Annotated in this window: 17 protein-coding genes and 1 tRNA gene; 5 read left to right on the top strand and 13 right to left on the bottom strand. The window is 65.6% G+C overall.

Features of this window, described 5'->3' with window-relative positions:
* Positions 1-135: 135 nt before the first annotated feature.
* The 4 genes from HALKA_RS0113050 to HALKA_RS0113035 all read right to left on the bottom strand — a co-directional run bounded on the left by HALKA_RS0113050 (position 136) and on the right by HALKA_RS0113035 (position 4,669).
* Positions 136-774, bottom strand: coding sequence for an iron-sulfur binding domain-containing protein (locus HALKA_RS0113050; protein ID WP_018258405.1), 639 nt, complete (start codon positions 772-774; stop codon positions 136-138).
* 112 nt (positions 775-886) lie between these two features.
* On the bottom strand, positions 887-1,288 hold the full coding sequence (locus HALKA_RS0113045) for a hypothetical protein (RefSeq protein WP_018258404.1): 402 nt from the start codon (positions 1,286-1,288) through the stop codon (positions 887-889).
* Between the two features lie 1,362 nt (positions 1,289-2,650).
* On the bottom strand, positions 2,651-4,009 hold the full coding sequence (locus HALKA_RS0113040; RefSeq protein WP_018258403.1) for an NAD(P)/FAD-dependent oxidoreductase: 1,359 nt from the start codon (positions 4,007-4,009) through the stop codon (positions 2,651-2,653).
* Between the two features lie 66 nt (positions 4,010-4,075).
* Positions 4,076-4,669, bottom strand: a complete 594-nt coding sequence (locus HALKA_RS0113035; RefSeq protein ID WP_018258402.1) for a response regulator — start codon at positions 4,667-4,669, stop codon at positions 4,076-4,078.
* A gap of 222 nt (positions 4,670-4,891) precedes the next feature.
* On the opposite strand from HALKA_RS0113035, the gene HALKA_RS0113030 reads away from it, so the two are divergent.
* Positions 4,892-5,845, top strand: a complete 954-nt coding sequence (locus HALKA_RS0113030) for a D-2-hydroxyacid dehydrogenase (protein WP_018258401.1) — start codon at positions 4,892-4,894, stop codon at positions 5,843-5,845.
* Here HALKA_RS0113030 and HALKA_RS0113025 read toward each other — a convergent pair.
* The 3 genes from HALKA_RS0113025 to HALKA_RS0113015 form a co-directional block, all read right to left on the bottom strand.
* A complete protein-coding gene (locus tag HALKA_RS0113025; protein ID WP_018258400.1) occupies positions 5,842-6,231 on the bottom strand; it encodes a hypothetical protein in 390 nt (129 codons plus the stop codon). The two genes, HALKA_RS0113030 and HALKA_RS0113025, sit on opposite strands and share 4 nt — an antisense overlap.
* A 45-nt stretch (positions 6,232-6,276) precedes the next feature.
* Positions 6,277-7,314 (bottom strand): aspartate-semialdehyde dehydrogenase, encoded by a 1,038-nt coding sequence (gene asd, locus HALKA_RS0113020; protein WP_018258399.1) that lies wholly within the window; start codon positions 7,312-7,314, stop codon positions 6,277-6,279.
* Positions 7,315-7,466: 152 nt separating this feature from the next.
* A complete protein-coding gene (locus HALKA_RS0113015; protein ID WP_018258398.1) occupies positions 7,467-7,916 on the bottom strand; it encodes a DUF7960 family protein in 450 nt (149 codons plus the stop codon).
* Positions 7,917-8,006: 90 nt separating this feature from the next.
* Between HALKA_RS0113015 and HALKA_RS0113010 the strand changes: the two genes are divergently transcribed.
* The 3 genes from HALKA_RS0113010 to HALKA_RS0113000 all read left to right on the top strand — a co-directional run bounded on the left by HALKA_RS0113010 (position 8,007) and on the right by HALKA_RS0113000 (position 9,991).
* Positions 8,007-9,044 (top strand): tyrosine--tRNA ligase, encoded by a 1,038-nt coding sequence (locus HALKA_RS0113010; RefSeq protein ID WP_018258397.1) that lies wholly within the window; start codon positions 8,007-8,009, stop codon positions 9,042-9,044.
* A 105-nt stretch (positions 9,045-9,149) separates the two neighbouring features.
* Positions 9,150-9,815, top strand: a complete 666-nt coding sequence (locus HALKA_RS0113005) for a class I SAM-dependent methyltransferase (RefSeq protein WP_018258396.1) — start codon at positions 9,150-9,152, stop codon at positions 9,813-9,815.
* Positions 9,816-9,920: 105 nt separating this feature from the next.
* Positions 9,921-9,991 (top strand) — tRNA-Gly (locus HALKA_RS0113000).
* A 400-nt stretch (positions 9,992-10,391) separates the two neighbouring features.
* On the opposite strand, the gene HALKA_RS0112995 is transcribed toward HALKA_RS0113000, so the two are convergent.
* The 3 genes from HALKA_RS0112995 to HALKA_RS0112985 form a co-directional block, all read right to left on the bottom strand.
* A complete protein-coding gene (locus tag HALKA_RS0112995; protein ID WP_018258395.1) occupies positions 10,392-10,766 on the bottom strand; it encodes a hypothetical protein in 375 nt (124 codons plus the stop codon).
* Between the two features lie 103 nt (positions 10,767-10,869).
* The gene (locus tag HALKA_RS0112990; protein ID WP_018258394.1) at positions 10,870-11,685 is read right to left on the bottom strand and encodes an HD domain-containing protein; all 816 of its coding nucleotides are present in this window, start codon (positions 11,683-11,685) and stop codon (positions 10,870-10,872) included.
* Between the two features lie 134 nt (positions 11,686-11,819).
* Positions 11,820-12,050: a hypothetical protein gene (locus HALKA_RS0112985; protein ID WP_018258393.1), complete on the bottom strand. Its 231-nt coding sequence runs from the start codon at positions 12,048-12,050 to the stop codon at positions 11,820-11,822.
* A 238-nt stretch (positions 12,051-12,288) separates the two neighbouring features.
* Here HALKA_RS0112985 and HALKA_RS0112980 point away from each other — a divergent pair, with 238 nt between their 5' ends.
* On the top strand, positions 12,289-13,626 hold the full coding sequence (locus HALKA_RS0112980) for a sodium-dependent transporter (RefSeq protein WP_018258392.1): 1,338 nt from the start codon (positions 12,289-12,291) through the stop codon (positions 13,624-13,626).
* A gap of 371 nt (positions 13,627-13,997) precedes the next feature.
* On the opposite strand, the gene HALKA_RS0112975 is transcribed toward HALKA_RS0112980, so the two are convergent.
* The 3 genes from HALKA_RS0112975 to HALKA_RS0112965 form a co-directional block, all read right to left on the bottom strand.
* The gene (locus tag HALKA_RS0112975; protein WP_018258391.1) at positions 13,998-15,455 is read right to left on the bottom strand and encodes a BamB-related PQQ repeat family beta-propellar protein; all 1,458 of its coding nucleotides are present in this window, start codon (positions 15,453-15,455) and stop codon (positions 13,998-14,000) included.
* A gap of 79 nt (positions 15,456-15,534) precedes the next feature.
* The gene (locus tag HALKA_RS0112970; RefSeq protein ID WP_018258390.1) at positions 15,535-16,161 is read right to left on the bottom strand and encodes a uracil-DNA glycosylase family protein; all 627 of its coding nucleotides are present in this window, start codon (positions 16,159-16,161) and stop codon (positions 15,535-15,537) included.
* A 93-nt stretch (positions 16,162-16,254) separates the two neighbouring features.
* Complete coding sequence (locus tag HALKA_RS0112965) at positions 16,255-17,478, bottom strand: FAD-dependent oxidoreductase (RefSeq protein ID WP_018258389.1); 1,224 nt, start codon at positions 17,476-17,478, stop codon at positions 16,255-16,257.
* Positions 17,479-17,562 lie beyond the last annotated feature (84 nt).

Below are 17,562 nucleotides of genomic sequence, written 5' to 3'. Positions count from 1 at the left end.
ACGCACCCATCTAAATAGAATCTGCGATTTCGGAAATCGTAGTTTCGGAAATCACGATTTCTATACTTCGGTCGAGGGCAACAGACGGCACGTTGCGAGCACGAAACGGGGCTCGTTGATTCACCAAGCGGTTGCTCAGTCCTCGTACACGGGGCTCCGACAGCGTTCCCTGAACGGGCACGCCTCGCACTGCGGTGTGCGGGCGGTACAGACATCGTCGGCGAAGTCCAGCATCGCGTGCTGGAACTCGCTCCCGCGCTGAGTGGGAGCGAGCGCGTCGGCGAGATCGGCGAGAGCGTCCGAGTCCGGAGGCACGTCGAAGAAGCGGGAAATCAGGCGGCGCACGTTCGTGTCCACCGCCGCGATGTCCTCGTCGAACGCGTGTATCAGGACCGAGCGCGCGGTGTACGCTCCGACACCGTGGAGTCCCAACAAGTCTTCGTATCGGTGGGGGACGTCTCCCGAGTGCCGCGCGAGCAACCGCTCAGCGCTTCGGCAGATGAACTCCGCTCGTTTCGCCAGACCGAGCGGAGCGATTCGCCGTTCGACCGCTTCCGGGTGTGCGGCGACGACGGCTTCGGGCGACGGGTACCGCGCGATTATCGGGAGGTACGCGCCGGCGACGGCCGAGGCGGTCGTTCGCTGAAGCAGTATCTCCGCGATCAGGATGTCGAACGCCGAACGGTCGGGGTCCCGCCACGGTAACTGATGCCGGCCGTTCGCTTCGTGCCAGGCGAGCAGCGGTCGAACGAACGAGCGTTGGGGGTTCAACACGTGAGAGTCTGCCGCGTTATCGGGGAAATACGTTCGTCGGGAGGTCGGGAGTCTGAGATTCCTTCGTCTGACTGATTCGTGATTACGGTGGACTGGCAGACGGAACCGCTTCTCAGTGGCCGCCTCGCCGTTCGACTTCCTCGACGTACGCCTGTCTATTTTCCTCGGAGAGGAACTCCCAGAGATCGGGGGCCGGTGCGGTCTCGGGCGACGCCGCCGCTGCCAACTCGACCGCTCGCTTCGCGTCCTCGATAGCGTGGTACATTCCTCTGATGTCGCCTTCGGTCAGCTCGTCGCCGTCGGCGATGCGCGACGTCGCCTGTCGGAAGGCGTCGCGGACGGCCTCCTCGCTAGCGTGTTCGAGGCGCGCGCGGAGGAGGGTGCGACCGATGTCCTCCCACGGCTCGACTTCGAGAGGGTTCGGCTGGTTCCCGGCAGCTTCGTTCGCCCGTTCGGCGGCGGTCGAGTCGGTCGGTTCGTCGCCTTCGATCGGATGCGGTGTCTCGATGGACATGCGAACTGAGCGAGGGGCGCTACGCGTGCGTGCTTTCTGGGCGATCGGATCTACATTTACCTCGGGTAAACCTCGATATTCGTCTGTAGTCGGGTCGGTTCCGACTTTGCTTATAAAGATCGGCGGTCAACCGGGGTAGGATGTACCGGATTTCGGGCGTCTGAGCGGTTGCGGTATAAACCCCCGCGACCCCAGATCCTTGCCGCCGATTGACCCACTGTGGAGGGTGTCATAGAAGTCTTCACACACTATGGTCGAGATTGTGATTATTATAGAGCGTTACTAGCTTAGAAAGCCGTGCACTTGGTGCACGGTGCGTTGAAATGTTTAGAGTATCCCTTTTCGTTTCCGAATTATGATTTCTCTCACTCGTTCAGCGTGATTTGACTCGGATTGAACGAACGCTGTGAGGATGGCCTCGACGATCTCGGAGCGGCTGGCTCCGAGATCGTCACACTCAGCAACTAATTCGTCCACTTCTTGTACGATCTCTTCGTCAACAGCAACGCCGAATTTCTCTTTGCCTATATCTATAACCCACTAAAAATGGCGTGCACCAAGTGTACAGCGTTTTGAGGAAGTCAACGAAACCATGAGAACCGTTCTATGACACCCTCCCACTGTGGGCAAGGACCTGGGTAGAATCAAGCGAACCGCCATTGCCTTTCCGGCAATTCCACCCTGTTATATAAATCTCGAACCCGTTAGAGACGGTTACACGGACGAAAACAGACGGGACGACATAAAGGGTCAAACCGGGTGCCAAAAACCTTTTATAGAGGCATACTGAGTCCTCTCACGGCAAGGACCAGGGTTCGAATCCCTGACGGAGCACTCCTTTCCCTCCGTCACCATATAATTATGAGTAAGTATAGTAGTCCTTAATCGCCAAGCTCACAGGGCAATTCGCTTCTGGTGACATTGGGGTACTGCTGCAGTCCTGCGATTTCGCCTCTTGGAAGTTGAAATGTGGGCCCGAAACACTAACGACCGGCATCATCCGGGGCAGTGCGCCCTGTCGACCGGCAAACCCTCGTGTCGGGCGGGTTGCGCGTAGCGCAACCGAGTGGTGAAGTGGTGCGTACCACTGAACCGGGAGGCGTGCAAGGCCTCCATGTAGTGAGACGGCGTCAGCCGTCGAGTCGACTGTCGCGTGCCCGGGTTCGCCGCGCTGTCATCGTCCCGAAAGACGGGCCTCGGGCGGGGACAAAAGGCACGCAGTCGATGCTAGTCCGTCGGACGGGTAAGGGGTTGCGGTCCGGCCGCGACCACTGCAGGGGATTCGTCCGGTTCACTGTCGGTGCTGACCGGCGATCGTCGCCACGGGGTAGCGATCCCGGTACACTGCGACGCTACTCCGTATCAGACGGTGTACTCGGACTCGGCGAGTTGAACGTAGCCGCCGTCGCGGTACTGGTACTTGCGCCACTTGTAGCCGGCGACGGTCTTGAGCCCCAGCGTGCCGGCAGCCAGGGCCTGTCGCCACAGAGACCCGTCGACGGTCTGCATCGCATTGACGGTGGCGAACACGCGGTCCCAGGTCGTCGGATCGTATCCCTCGACCAAGTCGGCGAAGGCGACGTTGCGGAGGATCTCGGATTCGAGTGCGTCCTTCCAGGCGTCGTTGTAGCGGTCGAGCGCGTCCGTCGCGGCCAACTCACCGGCGATAGAGCCGGTTCGGACGGCGACGTGGTCTCCGCCCTCGTGGAAGGCGGAGGTCGCGCCCATCGCGCCGCCGACGACGGCGACGTTCGCGTCGGTCGGCGAGTCGATCGGCCGGGTCGAAGAGATCGGGTACGTCTCCGTGCCGTCGGTCTTGCCCCGATCCTCGACCAGCGGGAACTCGTTGAGGTCGTAGCCGGGAAACTGCCGTTCGAGCAGGCGCTCGACGTAGGTGCGGCCCTGCGGGATCTTGTCGTCGTCCTCCCGGAGCAGGGCCCACTCGCTGGCGTCGTAGTCGTCGATGTCCAGCCCGATCGGCATCGTGAGGCCGATCCGAGCCACGTTGTCGTCGTTCGGGAAGATCCACGGGTAGGCGGTGTGACCGGGCATCACGCCCCACCAGAACTGGATCCGGTCCTCGGGAAACAGCTCCTCGGGCATCCGGCGGTGTTCCTGGTAGGCGATGTGGTTGGCCTCCGTCGACGGGAGCCGCTCGGAGAGTGACTCGTTCGCCGGGAGGAACTGATCGAGGACGCGGCCGGTGACCGTCCGCTGGGGGCCGTCCGCGAGGACGAGCGCGTCGGCGACGATCGACTCGCCGTCCGAGAGTTCCAGCGTGTGCTCGATGCCGCCCGAGAGGTCGGTCTCGACGCCGGTGACGCTCGTGCCGACGCGGTACCGAGCGCCCGCCGTCTCGGCGCAGTCGCGCAGCCAGTCGTCGAAGCGAGCCCGCTGGAAGGTGAAACCGAATCCGGGATACGCGGAGTCGATCCCCGTCTCTTCGATCAGGACCGACTCGGTGGGCCCGATGAACTCCGCGCCGTCGAGGTCCGCGAGCTTCACCGAGTCGGGGAACTCGTCGGGACCGAAGCCGGCGAGTTCGGTCCAGTAATCCAGAAAGCCGGCGGCGTCAGTCGAGTCGGGCCCCAGTCCGTCTCGGTCGGCTCTCGGGACCCCCTTCTCGACCACGACGGCCTCGGCACCCTGTTCGGCGGCTGCCCGACCGGCAGACGTACCGGCGGGCCCGCCGCCGACGATCGCGACATCTACGCGCTCCATACGCCACCCCTGTTCGGAGGGGGCTTAAATTCCTTGTTCGCCGCCCATCGCGCGACGGCCCGACGGTCAGGTGACAGATTGCGACTCCGATCCCAGATCGTCGCTGACCGCCGCGAGGATCGCTTGCCGCCAGTGACCGTCGAACTGTTCGAGACGGTCGTCGAGCGTGGCTCGCGTGGCCTCGCGTTCGGCGATCAGGTCGCGATACTCGTCGCTGTCGCGGAGCGCGTCCCGACTGGTCCGGAGTTCGAGCGTCGCCATCCGCGCGGTCAGGGAGAAGTACTCCCGGAGCAACCGTCGGCAGGCACCCCGCGAGAGCATGGTCTCGACTACGTCGAGTACCGTCTCGCGCGACACCGGCTTGGTCAGGTAGTCGTCGACGATCAACTCCCAAACGTCGAAGTCCGGCTCCACGCCGGAGATCATGACGACGTAGCAGTCGTCCGGTCGCTCGGCCAGTCGCCGTGCCACCTCCGCCCCGTTCATGTGAGGCATCTCTCTGTCGAGGAGCATCACGTCGGCGTCCCCCACCTTCTCCAGCGCCGCCCTCCCATCGGCGGCCGTCAGCACCTCGTACTCGCCGTCGAGCCAGATCGAGTGGAGATCCCGGCAAGCGGGATCGTCGTCGACGACGAGTACGGTGTCCCAGTCACCACACATTACACTGACCGTGGAACCACACCGTCATTAAATATGGCATCGCGAAACGGCGCGACTCGCCGATATCGGCGCTCGCTCCGTCGCTGCCGATATTTCTCCACGAATAGATCGAAACGAGCGGTACGGTGAGGGGCGTCCACCGCCGGTCTCCGTGACAGTACTGTTTTGAGCCACTGGCTGGAACGACTACTATGTCTCTGGCCCAAACCGAGGTGGCAGCGCGTGACTGAGATCGCCATCCTGCGGCAGAAAGCACACGGCCTGCCGGTCGAATCGTACGCCGACGCGGTCCGCGAGCGACTGCCCGAGGCGACGGTCACGGTCGCCCGGACGCCCGAGCAAGAGCGAGCGGCCGTCGAGACGGCGACGGTGGTCTCGGCCGGGCCGTTCGACGACGAACTGCTCGGTCACGCGAACGAGATCCAGCTGTTCGCCAGCATCTACGCCGGCTACGACCACCTGCCCCTCGACGAGTTCGCCGAACGGGAGATCGCGCTGACGACGGCCTCGGGCGTCCACGGCCCGAACATCGCCGAGCACGTGATCGGCTCGTTCCTCGCCTTTACCCGGCGCTTCTTCGAAGCGCGTCGTCGCCAGCAGGAGCGACAGTGGCGCGCCCTCCAGTCGGGCGAACTCGCCGGCTCGACGGTGGCGGTCGTGGGGCTCGGCGCGATCGGTCAGGCCATCGTCGACCGACTCGCGGGGTTCGACGTCGACACCGTCGGCGTCCGCTACACTCCGGAGAAGGGCGGACCGACGGACGAGGTGTACGGCTTCGACGAGATCCACGAGGCCGTCACCGACGCCGAGTACGTCGCGGTCGCGTGCCCGCTGACCGACGCGACCGAGGGGCTGTTCGACGAGCAGCTGTTCCGCACGATGCACCCCGAGGCGATCTTCGTCAACGTCGCCCGCGGCGGCGTCGTCGACACCGACGCGCTCACGTCGGCGATCCAGAGCAACTACATCGGCGCGGCACAGCTGGACGTGACCGACCCGGAGCCGCTGCCCGAGGACCACCCGCTGTGGGGCTTCGACAACGTCTTCGTGACGCCCCACGCTTCCGGCCACACGCCCGCGTACTACGAGCGCACGGCCGACATCCTCGCCGAGAACGTCGGGCGCGCCGAGGAGACCGGCGAGTGGGACGGACTCCGGAACCAGATCGACCTCTAATTCTCGGCCATCGTCGCCCGGTAGCCGGCGATGCCTTCGAGGGACAGGTAGACGACGGTGATGCCACCGAGCGCCCACATGAGCACCTGCCGGACCCCGAACGGACCGAGCGTCCGCTCGCCAGCGAGCACGACGAGCGGGACGAGCGTCAGAAACGCCAGGATGAGCCACAGAAACCGCCGTCGCGCGGTGAGTGACACGCTGCCACCGTCACCGCGGAGGACGAAGTAGAGATGGCCGCCACCGAAGACGATCGCCTCGAACAGCCCCACGAGCAGCGGCTGGGTCCACCAGACCGACAGGTCGAGTCGTGTCGCACCGACGCCGAGCACCACCAGCCCGACGGCGGCAGCCCCGGCCTGTACCTTCGTCTCACGTGACACCATTACGACGATCCGTCTGCGCCGACCCAGAAAAAGTGCGTGAGACTGCTACAGGTAGCCGTTGGCCGCCAGCAGCTCGCCGTTGAGGACGCTCGCGCCCGCAGCGCCCCGCATCGTGTTGTGAGCGAGACAGTTGAACTGGAGTCCGTCGGTCGTCTCCTGGACGCCGCCGACCGCGACGCCCATCCCGTCCTCGATGTTGCGGTCGAGGCGGGGCTGTGGCCGATCGGGCTCGTCGAAGACCCGGATCAGCTGGTCGGGCGAGGACGGCAGGTCGATGCCCGCCGCCGACCGCAGCGCGTCCTCGGCGTCGGCGACAGTCACGTCGTCCTCGGTGTCGACCCAGACGTTTTCGAGGTGGCCGTCGAGCGTCGCGATGCGGTTACAGGAGGCCGCCACGTCCATCCCGTGGCGTTCGATCGCCGTGCCGTCGAAGCCGCCCAGCAGCTTCCGAGACTCGGTCTCCATCTTCTCCTCCTCGCCGCCGATGTGCGGGATCGCGTTGTCGATGATCTCCATCGACGTGACGCCGTCGTAGCCCGCCCCGGAGACGGCCTGTAGCGTCGAGACGCGCACGTCCGTCAGACCGAAGGCCTCGTCCAGTGCCGCCAGCGGCGGCACCATCGTGATCGTCGAGCAGTTCGGGTTCTTCAGGAGCGCGCCGTCCCAGCCGCGTTCCTCGCGCTGGCGTTCGAGCACGTCGAGGTGATCGGCGTTGACCTCGGGGATCACGAGCGGCACGTCCTCGTCCATGCGGCCGTTCGAGGAGTTCGAGGAGACGACGTAGCCCGCCTCGCAGAACTCGGGTTCGACCTCGGCACCGACGCCGGAGGGGAGCGACGAGAAGATCAGGTCCACGTCGTCGGGCACGTCCTCGGGCGTGGTCGCGCCGACTTCGATCTCGGCCACGTCCTCGGGAATCGGCGCGTCGATGCGCCACTTGGCCGCCTCTCGGTACGCCTTGCCGGCACTGGATTCGCTGGCAGTCAGTGCTGCGATCTCGAAATCGGAGTGCGGTTCGAGCAACTGGATGAGTCGCTGACCGACCGCACCAGTGGCCCCCAGAACACCTACACGTACAGTCATCGGTTCACACACTGCCGTGACCGGTCAAAACAGTTTGGATAGCGAGCGACTCCCTGGGGGTCGTACCGTCTCATACGGTTTCTTGTAGTTGCTTACCGATGATCGTCTACTCCGTGGCGACGATCACCGGTAAATCGCTACAATAATCCGTATCACTCGGTGGTCGCCCGTTCGCCGAGGTCTTCGAGCGCCCAGGTGACGATCCGTGCCTCGACCACGTCCCGTTCCTCGACGTGGTCGTCCTCGCCGTACGTCTCGATGGTCTCTCGGGCGTCGGCGAGCATCTCGCGCTCGCGTGGCCGCTGGTCGGGTTCGTCGCGCACGTCGTTGAGCAGCGCCTCGAAGTCCTCGCGCAGGTCGAACGAGGCGTGGGCGACGTTGCACCGCGAGAGGGGGCTCATTCCCGTTTCGAGGACGAGATCGCGAACCGTCTCCCAGTCGTCCGCACAGAAATACACCGTGACGGTGCTCTCGATGTCGCGCCAGGCGATGGGGTCGCCGTGTCGCATGAGCTGGACGGCCCGCGGGGGCAGGTCGATCCGGGTGGCCGTCTCCTCGGTCCCGCACAGACAGCACGGCTCCTCCGTGGTCCCGGTGTACATGGGAGTGTGTTGGCCCTGGGACAGTTGAGTGCGTCGCTCGCGGCGAGAGGAGATGGAACGTTTTAATCACCGCGGTGGGGTACCAGAGGTATGGACACCGCCGATCGCCTCGAACTGGCGACGCGTCACACGCTCGAAGTCATCGAGGAAGAGGAACTCGAAGCGCTGTTCGACGAGGGGACTCCCTCGGCGTACATCGGCTACGCGCCCACGGGAGAGATGCACATCGGACACTACACGACGATGCGCAAGCTGGCGGACTTCATCGAGGCGGGCATCGACGTGACGGTGCTGATCGCAGACCTGCACGCTCACCTCGACGACGAGAAGAGCCCCTTCGACCTGCTCGACGCCCGCTCGGAGTACTACCGGGTCGCCATCGAAGGGATGATCGAGGCCGCCGGGGCGGACCCGGACGAGATCTCGTTCGTCCGCGGGACCGACTTCCAGCTCGACGAGGAGTACACCCTGGAGATGTACCGTATGGCGGCCGAGACGACCCTCGCCAGGACCCAGCGGGCCGGCAGCAGAGTCGTCCGCGAGTCCGAGAGCCCGAACCTCGGCGGGCTGATCTACCCGCTGATGCAGACCCTCGACGTGAAAGCCCTCGACGCCGACATCGCCTACGGCGGCGACGACCAGCGCGGGATCTACATGCTCTCTCGCGAGACGCTGCCCGACCACGGCCACGACGCGCCGGTCTGTATCTTCGCGCCGCTGCTGTCGGGGCTCACCGGCGAAGAGATGAGCGCCTCGAAAGAGGACACGAAGGTCAACCTCAACGACAGCCACGACGCCGTCGTCGAGAAGATCGAAGACGCGTACTGTCCGATGGGTGAACGCGAGGACAACGGCGTCCTGGAGTACCTCGAATACCTCGTCTTCCCGGTGCTCGAAGAGCACGGCGAATCCTTCGTCGTCGAGCGCCCCGACGAGTACGGCGGGAACCTCGTCTACGACGAGTTCGAGGAACTGGAAGCGGACTTCCTCAGCGAGGAGCTCCACCCGGCAGACCTCAAGCCCGCCGCCGGGGAGTACGTCTCGGACGTGATCGGTCCCATCCGAGAGCGACTCGACGCACGCCCTGAGCTGCTCGCCGAGGCCTACCCCGAGAAGTACGACCAGTAGCACCGCGACCAGCCGCCGGGGCCGGACCTCGGCGAGATAGATAACTCTCCGCGCGTGCGTGACCGAGAGCGAAGCCACTATGCGCCAGCGCGCGCAGGAATCGATATGTCCGACGCCCCCTCGCGAGCGGACGTGCGCGAGACCTACGAGACGATCGGGAGCCACTTCTCGAAGACCCGCGAGTACGCCTGGCCGGAGGTCGAGTCCTTCGTCGAGGATCGGTGTCGAGGCGGCGTCGCGCTCGATGTCGGCTGTGGCAACGGCCGGCACGCCGAACTGCTGGCAGACTGTGCCGACCACGTGGTGGGACTCGACGCCAGCCGCGAACTACTGGCGGCAGCGCGCGACCGCCTCGCGGCGTGTCCCGCCACGACGCTGCTCCAGAGCGACGCGGCGACGCTGCCACTGGCCGACGACTGTGCCGACCTCGCGGTCTACGTCGCCACGATCCACCACCTCCCGCGGAGGACGGACCGGCGCGACAGCCTCGACGAACTCGCACGGGTCCTCGCGCCCGACGGGCGCGCACTGGTCAGCGCCTGGTCGACGGCCCACAACCGCTTCGACGCGAGCGCCGACGCCGAGCGGGGCTTCGACACCACCGTCGACTGGACGCTTCCGGGCGGTCGAACCGTACCACGGTTCTATCACATCTACGCACCTACCGAGTTCGAGCGCGACGTCGCCGCCAGCGACCTCGCGCTGGAGTTACTGGAGATTTCGAGCGGGAACTGCTACGCCGTCGTGCGTCCCGAAGGGAAACGCCCTTAAAACAGCACGGGCTATTGGCAGACGAGTGGCGGCGGGCCGCACCGTGGAGACGGTCCGTCGTCACGAGTCTCGCGGCGTCTCGGACGACGCCGCGAGTGCATCCGAGCGGCGGTGGTCTAGTGGTAGGACCTGAGCCTTCCAAGCTCATGGCCCGGGTTCAAATCCCGGTCGCCGCATTTCTGCGAGGAACAGACGTGACGAGCGAAATCGGCAGCGGGATTTGAACCCTACGAGTCGCAGCAGCTGAGTGAAACGAGGCCGACCGTCTCGGTCCGGTTCAAATCCCGGTCGCCGCATAGCGAGGTTCGGGCGACTGCGAGAACCTCGGAACAGTGAACGGCGAGCCACGCGAGCCGTGAACGCATTTCTGCGAGGAACAGACGTGACGGGCGAAATCGGCAGCGGGATTTGAATCACGGAAATCCGAGCGAAGCGAGGATTTGCATCGGGTTCAAATCCCGGTCGCCCCGTAGCGAGGTTCGAGCGACTGCGAGAACCTCGGAACAGTGAACGGCGAGCCACGCGAGCCGTGAACGCATTTCTGCGAGGGGATCAGTGAGCGAGTGGAGGACGGCGTCACTCCTCGATCGGTACCCACACGTCCGAGACGAGGGTCGCGTCGGAGTTGTCCGGCACCGACAGTCGGAGGCCGTCGTCGGTCTCGATCCCGACCACGTCCGGCGTGTTGAGGCCGTCGAGTTCGCGGTCGGGGTGGGTGAGCGGCTGTGCCCGCTCGGGGAACCGGTCCAGATCCAGACCGTACGCGGCGCTCTCTCGACGCGCCCGCTGGTCGCTGGTCCCGTTCGCCGACCGGTCGCGGGACAGCAGCGCACCCACGCGGCGTCGAAGGTGTTCGATGGCCGCCCGGACCCGGCCCGCCACCGACTCGCGTGTGTCGTTCGACGCGTCGGGGGACTCGGACGACAGATCCGGGGTAGTCACGCCGTTCATGCGCGAGCGTTGGCGGTGCCCGCATAAATTCATACACCGGGTACGCTCGGTAAGCTCGACGTGACCGGGCGGTACGGCCCAGGAGACCGTCAGCTGCGATCAGCTACAGCTCGATGCGCTCGACCAGCTGGTCCTCGTCCTCGCGGACGTTGAGCGCGACGATCCGGACGTACGGTTCCAGCCCGGAGCCCTGGAGCTTGGCCTTCAGGAGGTTGTCGACCTGGTAGACGCCCGCGGCGTTGGACATCTCGATCTCGACGAGGACCGGTTTGTCGTCGCCGTCCTGGAGAAAGACGCGCTTAATCGCCTGGCTCGACACCGTGTTGATGCCGCGTCCGCCGTGGTTGTACGGGATGCGCGAGCGTCCGCTCTCCATGTCCAGCGCGTCGGCGACTCTGACGACGCCGGCCTCCAGCGTCAGCGGGTCCTCCGCAGTGTGGTGACAGAGGATCGCGTGCAGCACCTCGCCTTTCACCCGCACCGCCGCCTCCGTGTCGTAGTACGCCGGCAGGAAGTCGTCGAGGAGGTCGGCCGCGAGCGGGATCGAGTAGTAGGGATGGTCGTCCCGGTGGACGACGTGGCCGATGTCGTGTAGGGTCGTGGCCAGCGCGACGATGACCGCTTCGTCGGCCTCTTCCAGGTCCTGTTCGCTGGCACCGTTGAATTCGGTGCCGCCGCGCTTGAGCAGGTCGTAGAGGCACAGCGCCCGATTGCGGACGATCGAGATGTGTTTCGCGCCGTGGTCGTTGTAGCGCTTGCGGGTGACCGGGTTGACGTTCTGTGCCTCCAGGTACGCCTGGATCTCGGTGTCGGACTCGATCGCGGCCAGCACGTCGTTCACCCGCTCGTCGGGGAACGCGTGGTCGGCGTCGGGGTCGTACCGCCGACCGCGGGTATTGAGAGACTCGTCGTTGCTCATATCACTGCCGTTGACGAGGGAGCGAGAAAAAGTCTCGCTTACCCGCCCCGCGTCGTCGACACGACGGGGCGTCGCGCTACGGACGGCCCGCACGACCGGCAGTACGGCCGTTCAAGGACTGACAGACGGTGGTATCACTCCGCCTCGTCGGCCAGCCGTTCGGGCGCTCTCTTCTCTTTGATCTCGCCGACGACGTTGTCGACCGAGTCGCGCTGCTGGGCGATCGTCGCGCCGAGCAACCCACCGAGCGCGCCGCCGGTACTCGCAGCGTTCCTGCTGAAGACGGCACCGACCGCCGCGCCGAGTGCTGCACCGGTTGCCGCGTACTTCGACCGTCGGAAGACTCGTTTGAGGCGAGTTCGCATACTCGATACGTCGGGCGCTCGGGTCATAAGTGTACGTCACGGTCGACGCCGGATCGAGACCGCCCGACGGCGAGCGAGAGTCGACGTGACGGCGAGCCAGTTGACGCTCTCTTTTCATTTCGCAACTGCTATATTAGCCCTATTGAACTGCTGACGGTCCAACACCTTCAGATATGAGTACATATATGATAGGTTTCACAGGCGTTATATCACTCCATCGTGAACCCGGTCAGTAAGTATGGCCGAACGAGCAACGTGGACGACACGAATCGGATTTCTGGTCGCCGCGATCGGGAGCGCGGTCGGACTCGGAAACATCTGGCAGTTCCCGTTCAAGACGGGGGCCAACGGCGGGTCGAGCTTCCTCGTCTTCTATCTGATCGCCGTCGTCGTGATCGGGTTCCCGGCGTTGCTGGGAGAGTTCGTCCTCGGTCGACGGACGCGCCTGAACGCGATCGACGCGTTCGGAGACCTCGGGCATCGCCAGTGGCGCATCGTCGGCGCGCTCGGCGTGGCGACGGGGTTCTGGATCCTCTCGTACTACAACGTCGTCGGCGGCTGGGTCATGCGCTACATCGTCGGCAGCGCGACCGGTGCCTACTTCGACGCGCCGGCCGAGTACTTCGGCGCTGTCTCGGCGGGCCCGGAAGCGATCGCGGCCCAGGCGCTGTTCGTTCTGGTGGTCGTCGGCATCGTCGCGCTGGGCGTCGAGGACGGTATCGAGAAGGCGACGAAGGTGATGGTTCCGAGCATCGTCCTCCTCATGCTCGCGATGGCGGTCTGGGCGCTCACGCTGGAGGGCGGGGCCGCGGGATACGAGTACTTCCTCTCGCCGGAGCTCGACACGCTGCTGGCAAACGCCAGGACGGCGATTCCCTTCGCGGTCAGCCAGGCGTTCTTCACGCTGTCGCTCGGGATGGCGATCATGGTCACCTTCTCGTCGTACGTCGGTAACGACGACAACCTCGCCGTCGACGGCGGGATCATCGTCGGGACCAACACGCTCATCGGCGTCCTCGCCGGGCTCGTCGTGTTCCCGGTTCTCTTCGCCAACGGGATCGACCCGGCGACCAGCGGTCCGTCCGCAATCTTCATCGCGATGGCGAGCGGGTTCGCCGAACTACCGGCGGGTCGGCTCCTCGGCGTCGTCTTCTTCGGAGTCGTCCTGATCGCCGCGCTCTCGTCGGCGATCAGTCTCCTCGAAGTGTCGGTGTCCTGGGCGACCGACAACTACGATGTCGGGCGCGTGCCGCTGGCAGCCGGACTCGGGGTCGGGCTGTTCGTCCTCGGGCTCCCGTCGGCCTGGGACACGGCGTGGCTCACGTGGTTCGACAACCTCGCGTACCAGCTCCTGCTGCCGGTGTCGGTGCTGCTGGTGATGGTGTTCGTCGGGTGGGTGCTGGGCGAGCAAGCGCTCGACGAACTCCGCAAGGGGCTGGGCGGCAAGGGGAGGGGCGGACTGGTCTGGCTCTGGACCGTTCGCGTCATCGTCATCGTCGGCGTCCTGTTAACCCTCGGCCTCGGGATCAACGAACTGTTCCTCGTGTCGGAGCCAGCGGCGGTCCCGCCGCTCTGATACGGACGATTGTAGCGATCAGTGATCGTCTATCACGTGGCGACGATCGCCGGTACGCAACGATCATAAACCGTATGATACGGAAAGTTGTCGGTCTGTACCAGATCGACCACACACCACCGGGAGACTCGTTCTGTCGTCTTCCGAGCCCGTCCTCACGTAATTCGGCCGGACGCCGTGCGGTCGGCTGGGTAAACGCCGACAACCGTCCGTATGAGTCGGTCGTCCCTCGGGACATCGCCGAGACAATTCTCCTGTTCTGCTCCGTTAGTCCACCGCTTTCCAGCGACGCAGCCGTCTCCGGTAAAGCGCAGTCCCCCACGGTCTCTACGGTCACAGCAGCCCGGAATGACGGATCGTTCACGAAGGGCTTACAGTTCGTCGTTCCACCGACGCGAGAGGAGATAGCCCATGCCGCCCAGCGCGGAGAGCGTCGCGCCGACACTGAAGCCCGGTCCCGATTCGCTCGTCGTTTCGCTCCGCGACCCCTCGGTCGTCGCTGACTCGCCGTCTGTGTCAGTAGCGGACTGGCTGGCCGTCACCGCACTCTCGCCCGTCGCTGTTCCCGGCGTGTTCGTGCCGGTCGAATCCGGCGCGGGAGTCGGTGTGGCTGTGACCGCAGACTCTCGCCCGGCAGCGAGGAAATGGTGGCCGAGCGTCCCGTGACGAACCCGCGATCCGTTACTGTGCCCGCTCACGCCCGCGGTCAGTGCGAGCATTCGCGGTGACTGGTCCGCGTCATCCCGCGCCGTGGTCCCGACGTAGACGGTCCCGCTGACGACGATGGGGGCGTCACCGAACCCGCTGTCGACGTTATATTTCCACCGTTCCTCACCGGTGTCGGCGTCGATGGCGTAGAGGTTCTCACCATCGTATAGCGATTCAGCGGCGTAGACGACTCCGTCGGCAACGGTCGGCGAGGAACCGATGACACCGCCCGTCGAGCGGTTCATCCACTCCGTTTGCCACTGCAGGTCGCCGGTGTCGGCATCGAGTGCCAGCAGATAGCGGCCCCCCACAAAGACGGTTCCGTCATATACCGTCGGGGTCGTCCGGATGTCGTTGCCTGCGTGGTATTCCCACTCCTCGTCGCCGCTTTCGGCGTCAATAGCGTTGATTCGTGCGTTGCCCCAGCCCACGTAGACGGTCTCGTCGGCGACGGTCGGCGGGGCGTAGATCAGATCTTCGAACGACGTAGCGATTTTGGAGCGCCACCGCTGCTCGCCGGTCTCGGCATCGAACGCGTACACGACGCCGTCGTCGTCGGCGAGGTACACCGACTGTCCGACGACGGCCGGCGCTACGTCGCTGAAGGCTTCGGTCTCGACGGACCACTCCTGGTCGCCGCTCTCGGCGTCGACGGCGTAGACGCCGCGGAACTGGTCGCTAAGGTAGACGGTACCGTAGGCCGTTGTCGGTGCGGCGTAGACTCCCGTCTCGGTCTCGAAGCGCCACTGCTGCTCACCCGTGTCAGCATCGAGCGCGTACAGCGATTCGTTCCGATCGGCGTAGTAGACGGTTCCGTCCAGCACGGCAACCGCACCCCGTGAGTTGACCCCGTCCTCGAAGGTCCACTCCACGCTGCCCGTACCGGCGTGCAGAGCAGACAGCGCTCCGTTCGCTGACGGAACGTAGACGGTCCGGTCGACGACAGTCGGTGACGCGACGACGTTACTGTCCATCTCGACGGTCCACTGCTCGCTGCCACCCGCCCCAGCCTGAGTCGCCACGGCCCGGCTCACGGGCTCGCTCGCGGTTCCCAGACCGACAGTACCGACACTGGCGATGCCGACGGTTCGCAGTAACTTCCGTCTGGTGAATTCGGCCATAAGTACCGTAACCTCAACGAGTAAAAAAAACGTAACGGTCAGACGACGTTACGGATTCGCGCCGTCACCTCCCCGCCGGTCAGCGTACGAGGTACGGATCGTCGTTCGGCAGAAATCGCCCGAGATCGGCCTCGCGTCGGTAGTCCGAAGCGAGCAGCGCTTCGAGGGCCTGTACGAGTCGCTGCTCGTCGTTGCCCGCCCACTCCGTGGGCTCCTTGATCGGGTAGACGAGCCAGCCCGAGCCGACGATTTCGGTGGCGTGAAGTTCGTCCATGCCGATGTCGTCGGTCCGCTCGGCGGTCGCGATCGAGAAGACATGTCGCGTGGCGCGCTCGCCGACGGGCAGGAGCACGTGAGCAGTGATCGCTCGCAGTTCGGAGTCGAACAGCGGCTCCAGGTCGTCGTAGGATCGGCTGTCGGGCGTTCCGTCGGCGACGCACATGTGGAGATACGAGAAGTAGGTCTTGTCGACGGTCGGGGGCGTCCCCGCTTCGAGCAGGAGGCCCGCGTCGACGAGCGCGCGCTGGAGGCGATCGCCGGCCTCGCAGTCGGTGAAGGGAATCCCGGAGTCGACGCCCCCGTGGACGCCGGGGTGGTCACCGACGACGTGGAAGTGGGCGTTGGCGTCGCCGTACCCCGCGACGTACTGTTCACAGCCGGGGTCGAAGCCGAAGGGGTTGGCCGGCCGGTCCGTAACGTTTCTCACGGCCGACGGGAGGCGACAGACGGACTTTACTCCGACGGTTCACGCAGAGTGTCACGATCGATCGGGACCCTGACAGCGGTTCGTACCGCCCAGTCACCGGCTCGCGACGACGTCCGAGTCGGTCGGGCCCTGACCGTCGAACCGGGCGACGAACTCGTCCAGCGTCTCCGGGTCGTCGGCACCGGGCAGCGGTTCGTCGGCGGTCGTACAGTCCGCCGTGACTCCCAGCCGATCACAGACCAGATCGGTCGTCGCCTCGGCCATCTGCCGGTAGGTCGTGAGCTTTCCGCCGACGACGCTGACGGCGTTCTCGACTCCGTCCTCGGCGTGGTCGAGGCGGAAGAAGCCACGTGAGATCCCGCGCCGCTCGGACTCTGCCTCGTCGGGCGCGTACAGGGGACGAACGCCCCACCACGTCCGCTCGATCTCGGCGTCGGCGACGGGCGGGAGCATCGCCGCACACTCCTCGATGCAGGTCTCGACCTCCCAGTCGGCCCGCTCGTAGTCGTCCGGGTCCGAGGCGGGCACGCTGGTCGTCCCCAGGACGGCCTGGCGCTCGTGAGGGACGACGATGTCGCCGTCGTCGGGGTCACGACAGCGGTTCAGGACGGGGCCGACCCGGTCGTAGTCGACGGCCACCATCACGCCACGTGACGGAGCCATCTCTACGTCGAGGCCCGCCATGGCCGCGACCTCGCCGGCCCACGCACCGGCGGCGTTGACGAGGTAGTCCGGTTCGACCGTCGCCGAGACGGTGCCTCCGAGGTGAGCCGACGTGACTCGCCCGTCCTCGACCGTCACGGACTCCAGCGGTGCGTTCGGGTGGATCGACACGCCCTGTTCGGCCGCGTCCGCGGCGTTGGCCGCCACCAGCCGCGAGGGGTAGATCACGGCGTCGGGCACCCGGAACGCCCGTTCGACGGCCTCCGAGAGGTCGGGAACGAGGTCGCGGGCCTCCGTGGCGTCGAGCAGCTCTGTGTCGATGCCCAGCTCCTCGCAGGCCGCGCGCTTGCGCTCGAAGTAGTCGGGGTCGTCGGCCGGCAGCTGGACGAACAGGCCGCCGGTATCGCGAATGCAGGCCCCGGCGATCGACCTGAGGATGCGATTCTCCTCGATACACTCCTCGGCACCCGTCGGGTCGGCCTCGGCGTAGCGCGCGCCGCTGTGAAGCAGCCCGTGTGACCGCCCGGAGGTGCCGCTCGCGAGGCCACCGCGTTCGGCCAGCGTCACGTCGACGCCGCGCAACGCGAGGTCGCGGGCGATGCCGACGCCCGTCGCACCACCGCCGATCACGAGGACCGTCGTCGATCGTGTCATCACTAGGTGTTGGTCTCGATGCACATGACCCTGCCGCCGAGACGGTCTGGCGCTGACGTTCCAGATGGTACCGGGTCGCCGGCG

The sequence above is a fragment of the Halomicrobium katesii DSM 19301 genome (assembly GCF_000379085.1).
Taxonomy (GTDB): Archaea; Halobacteriota; Halobacteria; order Halobacteriales; family Haloarculaceae; genus Halomicrobium; species Halomicrobium katesii.
This window is presented reverse-complemented; position numbering and strand designations above follow the sequence as displayed.

Coding starts and splice junctions, on each gene's coding strand:
- HALKA_RS0113045 (WP_018258404.1), bottom strand. CDS start 1,288: ATGTCCATCGAGACACCGCATCCGATCGAAGGCGACGAACCGACCGAC.
- HALKA_RS0113040 (WP_018258403.1), bottom strand. CDS start 4,009: ATGGAGCGCGTAGATGTCGCGATCGTCGGCGGCGGGCCCGCCGGTACG.
- HALKA_RS0113035 (WP_018258402.1), bottom strand. CDS start 4,669: ATGTGTGGTGACTGGGACACCGTACTCGTCGTCGACGACGATCCCGCT.
- HALKA_RS0113025 (WP_018258400.1), bottom strand. CDS start 6,231: ATGGTGTCACGTGAGACGAAGGTACAGGCCGGGGCTGCCGCCGTCGGG.
- asd (WP_018258399.1), bottom strand. CDS start 7,314: ATGACTGTACGTGTAGGTGTTCTGGGGGCCACTGGTGCGGTCGGTCAG.
- HALKA_RS0113015 (WP_018258398.1), bottom strand. CDS start 7,916: ATGTACACCGGGACCACGGAGGAGCCGTGCTGTCTGTGCGGGACCGAG.
- HALKA_RS0113010 (WP_018258397.1), top strand. CDS start 8,007: ATGGACACCGCCGATCGCCTCGAACTGGCGACGCGTCACACGCTCGAA.
- HALKA_RS0113005 (WP_018258396.1), top strand. CDS start 9,150: ATGTCCGACGCCCCCTCGCGAGCGGACGTGCGCGAGACCTACGAGACG.
- HALKA_RS0112995 (WP_018258395.1), bottom strand. CDS start 10,766: ATGAACGGCGTGACTACCCCGGATCTGTCGTCCGAGTCCCCCGACGCG.
- HALKA_RS0112990 (WP_018258394.1), bottom strand. CDS start 11,685: ATGAGCAACGACGAGTCTCTCAATACCCGCGGTCGGCGGTACGACCCC.
- HALKA_RS0112985 (WP_018258393.1), bottom strand. CDS start 12,050: ATGCGAACTCGCCTCAAACGAGTCTTCCGACGGTCGAAGTACGCGGCA.
- HALKA_RS0112980 (WP_018258392.1), top strand. CDS start 12,289: ATGGCCGAACGAGCAACGTGGACGACACGAATCGGATTTCTGGTCGCC.
- HALKA_RS0112975 (WP_018258391.1), bottom strand. CDS start 15,455: ATGGCCGAATTCACCAGACGGAAGTTACTGCGAACCGTCGGCATCGCC.
- HALKA_RS0112965 (WP_018258389.1), bottom strand. CDS start 17,478: ATGACACGATCGACGACGGTCCTCGTGATCGGCGGTGGTGCGACGGGC.